The following is a 12,781-nucleotide window of genomic DNA, read 5'->3' as shown; positions in this document are numbered from 1 at the left end:
CGGCATCAAGCCGTATTGCCGGCGTCGATCGTCATCACGGTGCCGGTGATGTTGCTGCCGCCGTCGCCGAGCAGATATTCCACCATCCGGGCCACATCGTCCGGGGCGGCGAGGCGGCGCAACGCGCTGCGGCCGGCGATACGCTTGCGCTGATCCTCGGCAAGATCCTTTGTCAGTTCGGTATCGATGAAGCCCGGCGCGATTGCGTTCACGGTGATCCCGAGCTTGCCTACCTCGCGCGCGAGCGAGCGGGTAAAGCCGGTCGCCGCCGCCTTGGTGGCGCCGTAGACCGACAGGCCGTTGTAACCCGTCGTCGCGATGATCGAGGACATGTTGACGATGCGGCCGGCGCCGTCGGCCATCATCTGGCGCACGACATATTTCGTGAGAATGATCGGCGAGAGAATGTTGAGGCCGACCAGGGCCTCGATCTCGCTGTTGTGCATGGTGGCCAGCAGTCCCTCGGTGCCGATGCCGGCATTGTTGACGAGGCCGTAGATCGCGCCGAATTCGTCGCGCAGGCCTTTGACAAAGGCGGGGATGGCGCCGGTTTCGCTGAGGTCGAATGCCCTGAAGTGAATGGCGCCGGTGCCGGTGGCGGCATCGCGGATGGCGTCGCTCAGTTCCTCGCTCGGGCGCCGCGCCACCGCGATGACATTGTAGCCGGCGGCGGCAAGCCGTTGTACGATTGCAAGCCCGATGCCGCGGCTGCCTCCGGTCACCAGGACGTTACGCATCGTTTCGCGCCAGCTTTCCGGCCGCCGTGACGTCGAGCGATGCGACAAAGCGGATCACGGCGGGCACCTTGTGGGCGGCGAGCTGCGCCCGGCAATCGGCCAGAATGTTGGCGCGGATCTCCTCGCTGCGGTCCGGGCCGCAGCCATCGGCCAGAATGACATCGGCCACCACGATCGCGCCGGTGATCGGACTGCGGCGAGATTTGGCGCGCGACATCCGCACTTCCGCGTGCCGGTTGATGACCGCTTCGATCTCTTCGGGATGCACTTTCAGCCCGCCAATATTGATGATGCCGCCGCGGCGGCCGACGAAATGATACCGGTCGCCGCGCAACTCGACCATGTCGCCGGTATCGACGAAGCCGTCGCCGTCGGTGAGTGCGGCGGCGTGCCGGCCGACATAGGCGTGCGCGGTGCGCGTCGAGCGGATCCGCAGCGATCCGTCCTCGACTTTCATCTCGACGCCGCCGTTTCTGTCTCCGACCATATGGGCTGGAAAACCTTCGCGGCCGTCATTGACCGCAAAGCCGACGCCGGCCTCGGTCGAGGCATAGGCGTGGCCGATCGAGGCCTTTGGATATGCCTTGCTCAAACCGTCGAGCACGGCCTGATCGGCGATCTCGCCGGACAGCCGAACATAGGACGGAGAAAACCCGGAGGCCGATCCGCTCATCAGAAGCTTGCGCCAGTGTGACGGCGTGCCCGAGATGTGGGTGACGCCCATCTTGTTCAGGCGCGCGACATGATCGGCGATCAGCTCTTCCGGCTGCGACAGCACCATCGAGCCGCCGCCGATGATGGCGCGCAGGAATATCTGGAGGCCGCCATAGCGGCGGATGTCATAGAAGGTCGCCCAGACGGCCGGGCCGCCGCGGGCAGGGCCGTCGGCGATGATCGCGCCGGTCAGGCCTTCCAGGGTGTGACGGACGATCTTCGGTACGCCCGAGGTGCCCGACGTCAGCATCAGCCACTCGGTCGCGCGCTCGGTTCGTGCGCGGCTCGCCGCAGCTGCGGGCGATCGGGCGGTAACGACCAGCTCAACCCCGGCGGTGTTCCGCTCGGCTGGCCGGTCGGTCACGACGGCATCGACCCCGGCGTCCTGCACCAGCCACTGGAAGTGATCGGCGCTGACATCGGGCGGGCACAGCAGCATGCGCCAGGCGACGCCATCGAGCTCCGTCATGACAAGCCCGGAAATCAGTTGATCGGTCACCGCCAGCAGCACGGCGCGGCCGGCGAGTTCGCGAAGACGGTTGCCGAGGCAGGTCCGTTCGAGAATGTCGGAGAGCGATACGATCTGTCGCGCATCCGAAATCGTCCGGCCCGTCAGCTCCGGGCCGAGATAATTGCGGAGAGCAAAAATCTCACGCGGGGACATTTTCATACGCCCTGACGAAGTCGCCGATCGTGAGCGGGAACGCGGCATCATCCGCGAGCGTGAAGGGGTCGACGCCGAGATCGTCTTCGAGACGCGCGACCAGGATGGCGAAGCCGAGCGAATCGAATCCGGTTTCATGAAGCGACAACTCGTCATGCAGCGGCGGCAGCTTGACCTGCTGCTCGACGGCGATCTGCTGCATCGCTGCAATGATCCTTAACCTTACCGACATGGATTCTTTTGCCTTCCCATTGAAGTGTGAGAGGACATCATAGAATGCAAAAGCGAAATAGCGCCGCCTTTCGCTGATCTTTTGGGTTCATTGGTAAACATGATCCTCGCCGCAAAGCCCCGGATTCGCGAGATATCGGACGCCGATCTCGAGGCGGTCGGCGACCTCCTGACCCGCGGGTTCGTGTACCGGCCGCGTGAGTACTGGATGCACGGCCTGCACCGCCAGGCCACCAGACCCTTGCCGCCAGACGTGCCGCGCTACGGCTATCTGCTCGAAAATGAGGGCGTGCCGGTCGGCTGCCTGCTGCTGATCTATTCGAGCCGGATCCTCGACGGCCAGACCGTGACACGCTGCAACGTGTCGAGCTGGTATGTCGATCCGGCGTTCCGGAACTACGCGGCGCTGTTTGCCTCGATGGCGCAGAAGCGCAAGGACGTCACCTATCTCAACGTCACGCCGGCCACCCACACCTGGCCGATCCTCGAAGCGCAGGGATACCAAGCCTATTGCCGCGGCCGGTATTTTTCCGTGCCTGTGCTGTCGGACGGCGGACGCGGCATGCGGATCGAGGCGGTCGGCGCGGATACGAAAGCGATCGAGGGCCTGGCGGACGCGGACCTGGAGATGCTGCGGCGTCACGCCGAATATGGCTGCCTCAGTCTGGTCTGCCATACGAACGAAGCTGCATTGCCGTTTATCTTCTTCCCGCTGCGCAAGCGCCGTGGGATCATTCCGGTGCCGGCGATGCTGCTCGGTTATTGCAACAGCGTCGCGGATTACGTTCGTTGCGCGGCCGTGATCGGCCGCCATCTGCTGTGGCACGGCAAGCCGGTGGTCATCGTCGATGCGAACGGGCCGGTGGCCGGGTTGACCGGGGTCTATCGCGAGCCGCAGGGCCGCAAATATTTCAAGGGGCCGCATCGCGCCGCGCTCGGCGATCTCGCCGACACCGAACTGGCGATCTTCGGTATGTGACCGGCTATAGCCGCAGCGCGCCGTCCATGAGCTGCGCATATGCCTCGGCATCGATCGGACGATAGAAGCCCGAGCTTACATCGAGGAAAAACAGCGGGTCTTTCACGCGCGCGGGATCGAACGCCTCGCGAACCAGTTCGTGCTTTTTCTGCTTGAAGGTTTCGGTACTGTCCAATGTCGCGCAGATGCGCACCAGGACGGGGCAGGCGTAAGCCGGCAGCCGGCGCGACAGGTGATGTCGCAATTCCCCGAGGTCGAAACCGTCGCCGGTCACGATCGCAACCATGCCGGCGCGGCCATCGGTGCCCGGAAGCCTCACGCCATAGGTCGCGGCGTCGACGACGCCGGGACATTGCACAACGGCTTCGTTGACTTCGGAGGTCGCGACATTTTCGCCTTTCCAGCGAAGCGTATCGCCGATCCGGTCGACGAAGCGGAAATAGCCGCTGTCGTCGCGCGTCATCAGGTCGCCGGTGCGAAACCAGGCATCGCCGGGCGTCAGCACATTGCGCAGGATCTTCCTTTCGGTTTCAGCGGCGTCGGTATAGCCCTCAAAGCGGCCGCCGGCCTCGTCGGCGGTTCCGATCCGTCCCATCGCTTCACCGGCTTCGCCGCGCGCGCAGGGGATGCACAGGCCGTCCGCGCCGCGAACGGGTGTGCCAAGCTCGGCGTCGACACGGATGATCGCCGCCGGAAACCGATGGGCGAGGAACGCCGGGATCCGGCCGATCGCGCCGGGTTTGCCCTCGACATTGTACAGCGAGAAATTGCCTTCGGTCGCCGCGTAGAATTCGAGGACCCGCGGAATCGCGAACCGGGCCTGAAAGGCTTCCCAGATGTCGCCGCGCAATCCGTTGCCGCAGGCCAGCCGCAGCCGGTGCCTGCGTTCGAGTTCGGATGGCGGCGCCTTCAACAGATAGCGGCAGAGCTCCCCGATATATTGAAACAGCGTGCAATCATGGCGGACGATGTCGTGCCAGAAACGCTCGATCGAGAATTTTTCGGCGAGCACCACCGAGGCGCCTGCGGCCAGCATGCTGCAGGGCGCGACGATGCCGCCGACGCTGTGGCAGACCGGCAGGCAGTCGTACAGGCGGTCGTCGGGCGCAGCGTTGGTCAGTCCGGCAAACCAGCCGCCCCAGTTGAGGATGCGCCGGTGACTGATGCTGGCGGCCTTGGGCAGGCCGGTGGTGCCCGAGGTATAGATCAGCAGCGCACGATTGTTGATGGTGATGCCGCGGCGTTCGGCGGATGACAATGCCGCGCCATCCATGTTCGCGAGCGCGGCATCGATGCTCGCTTCGTCGGCGACATCACCGTGGCGCCAGATTTTCGGCGCGCGCTTCAGATGCGGGACGGCGGTTTCAAATACGCCGGCAAGATTTTTGGCGAGGATGATTTGATCGGCATTCGCGACATTGAGGCCGTGCGCCAGCGACTGCCCGATCAGTCTGGTGTTGATCAGCGCGGCGACGCCGCCGACTTTGGTGATCCCGAGCCACGCCGCGATGTAGTCGGGGCCACCCGGCATGAACAGGCTGACGGTATCGCCGGCCTCGATGCCTGCCGACAATGCCCAGCGCGCATAGCGGTTGATCCGGGCCGCCAGGTCCCGGTAATTCAACGTCATCGCATCCGATATCAGCGCGGGGCGGTCCGGTTGTTTCTCCGACCAATCCTCGACGATGTCGGCAAACAGGCGATGCGGATCGGCATCGATATGCGAGGTGAGCTCGATCGCCTTCAGCCAGCTTTTTGGCGGCCGACGGCCTGCCGCGAAGCTGCGCGGGTTTTGTCGCGTGATCGATGACGCCGGTGTTCATGGCCCAAAATGCGTTGGCTTTCCGCGCCATCTATACGGGGGTCCGTCCGCCGAGGTGTTAATCAGCAGAGTTAAAACTCCTTTCCCGTGCAAATGGGATGGGCAGGGTTTTGATTAATTGATCGGCAATCGAATACGTATCGATGCTTCGCAGCGTCAGCTGCGCGCGAATTTTACCACGATGGCGGGAATGCCGTGCGGCGCCGCCGGATTCCTGCGATATCGGCCTCGGTTAAAACGACGAAAGGCCGCGATGATGATCAGCAAGAGAGCGTTCCTTCATTCCGCAGCGTGCGCCGGCATATCGCTGCTCGGCGTCAATGCCGCGAGGGCCGCGCGCGCCGATCTGGTCTACCCGACCCGTCAGGTAAAATGGGTTGTCCCGTACGCGGCGGGTGGCGCGACCGACGTGCTTTCGCGGCTGATCTGCCAGCATCTGACCGAACGGCTGGGCCAGCCCTTCGTGGTCGAGAACAAGCCCGGCGCCGGCAGCAATATCGGCACCCAGGCCGTCATCACTTCGTCGCCGGACGGTTATACCCTGTTGCTGACCAGCACGGCCAACGCCATCAACGCATCGTTCGATCCGTCGCTGCCCTATGATTTCGCCAAGGGCATCGCGCCGGTCGCCGGCGTCGCCCGCATTCCGCTGGTGCTCGTGGTCAGCAACGATCTTCCGGTGCACAGCGTTGCGGATTTCATCGCCTACGCCAAAGCCAATCCGGGCAAGCTCAGCGTCGCGTCTTCCGGCATCGGCACGTCGCTGCATCTGTCCGGCGAACTGTTCAAGGCGATGGCGGGCGTCGACTTCATCCACGTGCCCTACCGCGGATCGGCACCGGGCCTGACCGACCTGATGTCCGGCCAGATCCAGGGCATGTTCGACAACGTCACGTCCTCGTTCGAGCTGGTCCGGTCGGGAAAGATCCGGGCGCTCGGCGTGACGACGCGGGAACGGTCGGAAACCATGCCCGACGTGGCGCCGATCAGCGATACCCTGCCGGGATATGAGACCGCGTCGTTCTACGGCGTCGGCGCGCCCCACGATACGCCGCCGCAAATCGTCGAACTGCTCAACAAGGAAATCAATGCGGCGCTGGCCGACCCCGTCATCAAGGCGCGGCTCGGCGAACTCGGCGCCATTCCCATTGCAGGCAACGCCGGCCAGTTTGGCGCCATGCTCGTCGTGGAAACCGAGCGCTGGCGCAAGGTGGTGGAATTGTCGGGGTACAAGTAAAATCCGGTCGGTGGCCAATGCATTTGCGGAGGCAGGCCGATTTGTTCGGCTCAGCCTTGATATTCGAGCAGATGCAGATCGGCGCGCTCCAAGCGAGTCGAAGGGATTTGGTCCACCAGTAGAACATCAGATAACCGCCCGGTGCATGGCGGGTCGGCTCCAAACCGCTTCGTTAGAATTTGCGCGCGAGCGCAACGTATTGCGCCCCAAGCGGCAGCCAGCCGAGTTTGTCCTCGATGGGACGGAGCAGGGCAAGCGCACGCGGAAAAAACAGATTGTATCGAATCCGAGGGGACGCCCAACCAGCCTCAGCCAATCGTTGCGCCAAATTGCGGGCAAGAACAAGTTTCGCATTCACGTCGAAAGGGCAGGTGTTTACCGCATGGACGGTAAGGGGGTTCAACGGATTATGCTCGAAGATGGCGATCAATCCGCCCGGTTTCGTAATCCGGTAAAGTTCGCGCAGCCACATGGCGTGCTCGTCATGGGGGATGTGGTGAAACACGCATGCCGAAAATACCAGGTCGAAAGCGTCCGCTTCGGCGGGGATACGGTCATTTTCGATCAGAAGATAGTTGGTGGAATCCGGATAACGCTGTTTGCTGAGCGCAAGGCTGCGCTCGGACACATCGCATGACGTCAACGAAGCCTGAGGAAAATGCGTCCGAAAAAATGGAATCGAGTTGCCGATTCCGGAACCGAAGTCGCAGATTCGGGACACGCCGATACCGCTGCGATCGACGATCTGCCGCAGCTTCCTGATCTTGTATTCCGCGAAATATTCCGGGCCCTCCCCGGTGACAGCCACGTTCTCACGATGCTGGTCGTGGTATTCGTCGGCGAAGCGGTCGAATTCGGCCTGGTCCATGTTGCTATCGGGTTGCCCGTTTCACGCGCTGAATCGTTCGAATTTCTGCGAAGCCGGGTCGGCGGTTCGTCGTCGGGGGCTCGAACAGTTACAATAGGCCCCAATATTTAATTACATATCCGTCTCCCGCAGGCCCGGTGGGACAATTGAGCCCCGCAAAGGTTAGCGAATCATGCGTTACGTTGGCCATAAAAATTGATGAATAATTAACCGGGGTTCACCGAGTATGTCGCGACCGATCGAATTCGATTCCCGATCTTGCAGGCTGTCAGAGTCATGGAAATTCACGACGGTATGCAGCGCCCCAAAAGACTGTTCCTGTCGATCGTCGTGCCGTGTTGCAACGAAGAAGAGGGATTGCGCGAATTTCATCGTCAGATGACTGCAGCAGCGCGCGCGCGGTTCGGTCAGAAATTCGAACTCATCCTGGTCGATGACGGTTCGACCGACAATACCTGGAAAATCATCAACGAGCTTTCGGCGCAAGATCGCAATGTCGTCGCGGTTCGTCTGTCGCGCAACCACGGTCACCAGTTGGCACTAACGGCCGGACTTTCCACCGTGCGCGGCGACCTGGTCCTCGTTATCGACGCCGACCTGCAGGATCCCCCGGAATTGCTGGGCCCGATGTACGATCTGATGGTGCGTGAAGACGCCGACGTGGTCTATGGGCAGCGACGAAGCCGTGCCGGCGAGGGCCGCTTCAAGAAGAGGTCAGCCGAGGCATTCTACCGCCTGCTCGCCAACCTGACGCGCGTCAATATCCCGGTTGATACCGGCGACTTCCGGCTGATGAGCCGGCGCATCTCCGACCAGGTCGTGCAGATGCCGGAACATGATCGGTTTATTCGGGGCATGGTCGCCTGGCTCGGTTTCAAGCAGGTCGCTTTTGAATACGATCGCAACGCCCGATTTGCCGGTACCACCAAATATCCGCTGACCAAAATGATCGGCTTCGCCGCGGATGCGCTGGTGAGCTTTTCCATGGTTCCGCTGCGGATCGCAACCTACATCGGCGCGTTGTTGACGACGGTCCTGACTTTTGTCGGCCTCTGGGCGGCGGCAGGCTGGATCCTCTCAGGCACCGTACCCGGTTGGACCAGCCTGACGCTGCTTGTCGTCGGAATTTCCTCCGTGCAACTTCTGGTCCTCGGCCTGATCGGGGAATATGTCGGTCGCACTTATATTCAATCGAAGCATCGGCCACTGTTCGTGATCTCCCATCTCCACCGGCGCGCCCGTTTGCCGGATCGGCTGCCGCACGATCCGCCGCCCGGCCGGAAGAGTTCTGGGAACTTGCCATTCAAGGCGCTGCACACCGAGCTGGATGCCGAGGCGCACGAGCCGCTTCTCGACGAGATCGCCCAGTAGCGGCGATCCTGAATCATCCCGCGCTGTATCAGGCCTGGCAGAATGCCGGCGGCTTGTTTGGCGCGCGCGTCAAGGCAATCGCGGATGATGTGACGCTGGCTTGCGGGATGCGCGCGATCGACATCGTCGCGTTTATCATGTGGCGATGGTGTTTGGTCAGCTATTCGCGCTCGGGGCTAAATTGCGACCATCTTCCGGATAAAAAGGGTGCTTTTTGTACCCAGGATGTGCAAGCCAGCCGGCTGGGGCTTCTTTTTGAAAACGCCGATACAGCACGCCAAACCAAAGTAACAGGGCCAGGAAGGCAAACGGAACATGGCTGCCAACTGCGACAGGCTGTGCATAGGGCATGATCAGTAGCGCCGTTACCGAGGCTAATTCGATCCCGTCCCACCCATCACGCCAGTTGCGTGCGAGCAGCGGGATAACGGACAGCATCAGCAGTGGCGTGTCGTAAGACAATGAGTACGGCGTTGCAAGCAACGTCCCCGCGGCCAGGAGCGCCAATCGAAGATCAAGCCTCCCATCTTCTTTTCCCGTTTCCTGCTTGTTTGACTTCCACCGCGAAAAACCCCGGGTGATCACGGTCAGAACCGCAACGATCACGACCACCTGCAAAAGGCCCGCGAGAGCAGCCGGCATTCCAGCTCCCTGCAGCGATACATAGGGACCGAGTGCCAGTTGTTGTATCTGGTTGTAGCCCCTGCCAATAAAATGGCCGAACAGCTGGCTCATACGCAAATAATCTGTCCAGATGGCGGCTCCAAGCCATATCATCGAGAGAACAATCAAAGAGAGGACGGTTGTCGCTGCGGCCGCGACGACGCGCCACTGACCGGACGCTATCAGCGCAAAGGGCATCAACAGGCCCATTTGTGGTTTGATTGCCAAAAGACCGATGCAAATTCCTGTTAGAACAGGACGCGTTGGCCAGAAATACGCCGCCCCCAGAAACAGCACGGCAATGAGCGTACCCGTTTGTCCGCTAAACAAATTGGCGCTGAGAAAGGGCAAGGAGAATGCGACAAGCACGGCGTAAGCCTGCATTCGCGGCCAGTGATTCTCGCAAGCAGGATTGGCGCCGGCACCCAAGCCGGAGCGTTTCGCCAACAAAGCGATCAACGCAAAATAGAAGGCCAGCGGAACGAGCGACCAGGCCAGGACCGCTTCGTTGTACGTCGCGTCGCCCAGCGGCCATAATCCAAATAAGGTGAATGGTGGATATACGAACCACGAGAGGATGCCTGTCGTATTCGTCGACAAGATTCTTTGCCACGTTTCTGGATCATAGATGGCGGTGAACTCGCCGTGCCGCACTCGATGCGCCGCATTCCAGAAACTAATGAAGTCGCCACCGAAGCGCGAGCCGTCCGACAGTTCGTGGAAATACTTGATCAGATTGGCGCCGGCCTGCGTCGCCAGGCATGTCGCAAACAACAGCAGCAATGTTTTCTGCAACGGTCTCATGGGCCGGAGTTTAGCGGCCCTTCCTTTCTGGTGGCTTAAGACGGTAGCGGCAATGCCAAGCATTAACGCACGTCAGCGCAGCATTTGCCGTAAATGCTAGATCGTCGAGCCGGAAATATACTCCGGATCGTCGCGGCTCTGGTGTCCGCTTCCGCCGTCATCAAGGCCATTGGAACCGGTGACATCAACTGGGCTTCCGCGATTTTGGCGCGGCCCCCGGAATGAGCGCCTACCCCCCGTAGCTCTGCACCAGGCTGCCCGCCACCAGCGACCAGCCGTCGACCAGCACGAAGAAGATCAGCTTGAACGGCAGCGACACCACGACCGGTGGCAGCATCATCATGCCCATCGACATCAGGACCGATGCGACCACGAGGTCGATGATCAGGAAGGGCAGGAACAGCAGGAAGCCGATCTCGAACGCGCGCTTCAGTTCGGAAATCATGAAAGCCGGCACCAGGATCCGCAGCGACATCTCTTCGGGTGTTGCCGGCGGCGGTTCGCCGGAGAGATCCATGAACAGTTTTAGATCCTTCTCGCGGACGTTCTTCTGCATGAAGCCGCGCAGCGGCACCGAAGCCTTCTGCAGCGCTTCCTCGACGCCGATCTGGTTGGCGACCAAGGGCTTGATGCCGTCGTCATAGGATTTCTGCAGCACCGGCCCCATCACGAACGCGGTCAGGAACATGGCGAGCGCAATGATCACCGAGTTCGGCGGCGCGGTCGCGGTGCCCAATGCGGTGCGCAGCAGCGACAGCACCACGACGATGCGCGTGAACGACGTCATCATGATCAGGATCGACGGCGCGATCGACAGCACCGTGAGTAGCGCGATCAGCTGGATCGCGCGCTCGGTGACGCCGCCATTGCCCTGGCCGAGATTGATGCTGATATCCTGCGCCAACGCCGGATCGGCGAGCGATCCGGCGGCTATCAGGGTGGCAAAAAATAAAACTCTACGCGGGACTTTCGCCGATCTCACGAAGGAGACTTTGGACGGCCCAGCAAGGACGCCATCTCGTCTTCGAGATTTTCAAAGCCGCTCTTCTGCGGAGCGGGAGCGGGGGCTGGGGCGTCGCTGCGCGCCGGGCGGGCGGGCGGCGGCTCGGGCGCGACCGGCGGCGCGGTGTCGCCGGCCGGCCGACGCAGGGCTGCTTCCAACCGCTGCGCCATCTCGGCAAGATTCTGGTCGGCGCTGGATTGCGGCGGCGGCGCGGAAGGCGGCGGCGGGGGCGGAGGTGCTGCGGCGCGTTCCGGCGCGCGCACCGGCGGCGGCGCTTTCGGCGGTTCGCTCGGACGCGGCGCTCGCGGCAGCATTGGTTCTGTGCGGGTCACCCGCGGCGGGACCGGATCGGGGCGCGCTTCAGCCCTCGGCTCCGGGCGGCTGCCAATCGGTTCCGGCGCAAAGCCGGCCATCGGATCGCTGCGGCGCTCCGGCATCGGCACCGGGCGGCGAACCTCGTCGGCGAAGGAGGGGCGGGCCGAGCGCGGCGGCGGCTCCGGCATTTGCGGTTCCGCATGGTCGAACATGTCGGTCCGGGAACCTTCGCTGTCGGCCCAGGCGGCATCGGGCAGCGGCGCAATCCGGGGCGGCTGCTCGGCGCCGGCTACCGCGGGCCGCGGCGACATCTGATCCCGCCCGGGGGTCGCGCGCACGATATTGGGTTCCACCACGATGTCGCTCGGACCGCCGATCATCAGGAGATGTTCGACATTGTCGCGCCGTACCAGCACGAGACGGCGGCGGCCGTCGACGGCGGCGGCGTCGATCACGGCCAGCCGCGGCATCCGTCCGCGATTGGGATTGGCGCCGAGGCGGTTGGTGGCGAAGCGGCGAACCAGCCATGCGGCGACGCCGATCAGCGCCAGAACGGCGATGAATGCGAAGAGGAATGTCAGTGTCTGCGGCATTCTTTGGTCCCCGGCCAGAGGCCGTCCTCAACATGGCATACTTCAACGCGTGCGGATTGGAAGCGATCCACATACGGCGAATCACGCCCGAGATCAGCCTTATTCCTTAACTCCCCGCGGCAAACCTTGCCGCCCGTTAATTAATAGACCAAGAATCGCTTGATCCAAAACGACTTCTGAGCGCGCGAAAAGCATTGGCTTTTGCTGGTTAACGCAGCTTTCGTGGCCAAAATGCGCTCGCTTTGCGGTCTCGCGCACAGTCTGCGGCCAAAGCGCGCGATTTTAACCGACCGTTAACCATACACCGGGCAAATTCTGCCTACCTCGAAGGTGGCCCCAGAGGTTAACGGGAGCGGCGCCCATGCCCATGAACGATCTTCCGATCCTGTCGGCGCTGCGCACCAAGATGCAGTGGCACCAGGAGCGCCAGCGGGTGCTGTCCGAAAACATCTCCAACTCGGATACGCCGAACTTCAAGCCGCGCGATCTGGTCGAGCCGACCTTCGACAACAAGGGTGGAACCGTCGGCGGCGGCATGGGGTCGCTGGCGATGATGCGGACCTCGACCAGCCATATCGCGGTATCCGGCGGCGGACAGACTTTCGACGGGGACGGCGGCAAGAGCGGGTTCCAGACCCGGCCCGCCGGCAACGCCGTCAACCTCGAGGACCAGATGCTGAAAGTGTCCGCCAACCAGATGGACTACGCTGCGGCCACCTCGCTCTACAGCAAGAGCCTGCACCTTCTGAAGACCGCGATCGGCAAGGGCTAGATCATGAT

Annotated in this window: 11 protein-coding genes and 1 pseudogene; 4 read left to right on the top strand and 8 right to left on the bottom strand. The window is 62.4% G+C overall.

Annotation, left to right across the window (positions count from 1 at the left end; translation table 11 throughout):
• Positions 1–5: 5 nt before the first annotated feature.
• The 3 genes from V1289_RS03965 to V1289_RS03955 are packed head-to-tail and all read right to left on the bottom strand — an operon-like array spanning position 6 to position 2,347.
• Positions 6–737 (bottom strand): SDR family NAD(P)-dependent oxidoreductase, encoded by a 732-nt coding sequence (locus V1289_RS03965; protein WP_334395717.1) that lies wholly within the window; start codon positions 735–737, stop codon positions 6–8.
• Positions 730–2,115 (bottom strand): class I adenylate-forming enzyme family protein, encoded by a 1,386-nt coding sequence (locus V1289_RS03960; protein WP_334395716.1) that lies wholly within the window; start codon positions 2,113–2,115, stop codon positions 730–732. The genes V1289_RS03965 and V1289_RS03960 overlap by 8 nt, the downstream gene beginning before the upstream one ends.
• The gene (locus V1289_RS03955) at positions 2,102–2,347 is read right to left on the bottom strand and encodes an acyl carrier protein (RefSeq protein WP_334395715.1); all 246 of its coding nucleotides are present in this window, start codon (positions 2,345–2,347) and stop codon (positions 2,102–2,104) included. The genes V1289_RS03960 and V1289_RS03955 overlap by 14 nt, the downstream gene beginning before the upstream one ends.
• Before the next feature lie 102 nt (positions 2,348–2,449).
• Here V1289_RS03955 and V1289_RS03950 point away from each other — a divergent pair, with 102 nt between their 5' ends.
• Complete coding sequence (locus tag V1289_RS03950; protein ID WP_334407263.1) at positions 2,450–3,325, top strand: acyl-CoA acyltransferase; 876 nt, start codon at positions 2,450–2,452, stop codon at positions 3,323–3,325.
• Positions 3,326–3,329: 4 nt separating this feature from the next.
• On the opposite strand, the pseudogene V1289_RS03945 reads toward V1289_RS03950, so the two are convergent.
• A pseudogene (locus V1289_RS03945) lies at positions 3,330–5,148 on the bottom strand (long-chain-acyl-CoA synthetase).
• A 255-nt stretch (positions 5,149–5,403) separates the two neighbouring features.
• On the opposite strand from V1289_RS03945, the gene V1289_RS03940 reads away from it, so the two are divergent.
• Positions 5,404–6,384 carry a Bug family tripartite tricarboxylate transporter substrate binding protein gene (locus V1289_RS03940; protein WP_334407261.1) on the top strand — a complete coding sequence of 327 codons (981 nt, stop codon included), beginning with the start codon at positions 5,404–5,406 and terminating at the stop codon, positions 6,382–6,384.
• Between the two features lie 172 nt (positions 6,385–6,556).
• Here the strand turns inward: V1289_RS03940 and V1289_RS03935 are convergent, their stop codons facing one another.
• Positions 6,557–7,252, bottom strand: coding sequence for a class I SAM-dependent methyltransferase (locus V1289_RS03935; protein ID WP_334395714.1), 696 nt, complete (start codon positions 7,250–7,252; stop codon positions 6,557–6,559).
• A gap of 276 nt (positions 7,253–7,528) precedes the next feature.
• On the opposite strand from V1289_RS03935, the gene V1289_RS03930 reads away from it, so the two are divergent.
• A complete protein-coding gene (locus tag V1289_RS03930; RefSeq protein WP_334395713.1) occupies positions 7,529–8,623 on the top strand; it encodes a glycosyltransferase family 2 protein in 1,095 nt (364 codons plus the stop codon).
• Positions 8,624–8,779: 156 nt separating this feature from the next.
• On the opposite strand, the gene V1289_RS03925 is transcribed toward V1289_RS03930, so the two are convergent.
• The 3 genes from V1289_RS03925 to V1289_RS03915 form a co-directional block, all read right to left on the bottom strand.
• A complete protein-coding gene (locus V1289_RS03925; RefSeq protein WP_334395712.1) occupies positions 8,780–10,081 on the bottom strand; it encodes a glycosyltransferase family 87 protein in 1,302 nt (433 codons plus the stop codon).
• A gap of 238 nt (positions 10,082–10,319) precedes the next feature.
• Positions 10,320–11,072: a flagellar type III secretion system pore protein FliP gene (gene fliP / locus V1289_RS03920; protein WP_334395711.1), complete on the bottom strand. Its 753-nt coding sequence runs from the start codon at positions 11,070–11,072 to the stop codon at positions 10,320–10,322.
• On the bottom strand, positions 11,069–12,001 hold the full coding sequence (locus V1289_RS03915) for a flagellar biosynthetic protein FliO (protein ID WP_334395710.1): 933 nt from the start codon (positions 11,999–12,001) through the stop codon (positions 11,069–11,071). Before V1289_RS03915 ends, fliP begins: the two co-directional genes overlap by 4 nt.
• A 361-nt stretch (positions 12,002–12,362) precedes the next feature.
• On the opposite strand from V1289_RS03915, the gene flgB reads away from it, so the two are divergent.
• Positions 12,363–12,773, top strand: a complete 411-nt coding sequence (gene flgB / locus V1289_RS03910) for a flagellar basal body rod protein FlgB (RefSeq protein ID WP_309178098.1) — start codon at positions 12,363–12,365, stop codon at positions 12,771–12,773.
• Positions 12,774–12,781 lie beyond the last annotated feature (8 nt).

Source organism: Bradyrhizobium sp. AZCC 2289 (assembly GCF_036924615.1).
Taxonomy (GTDB): Bacteria; Pseudomonadota; Alphaproteobacteria; order Rhizobiales; family Xanthobacteraceae; genus Bradyrhizobium.
Note: the sequence above shows the minus strand (reverse complement) of the source record. Positions and strands in the feature narration are given on the sequence as shown.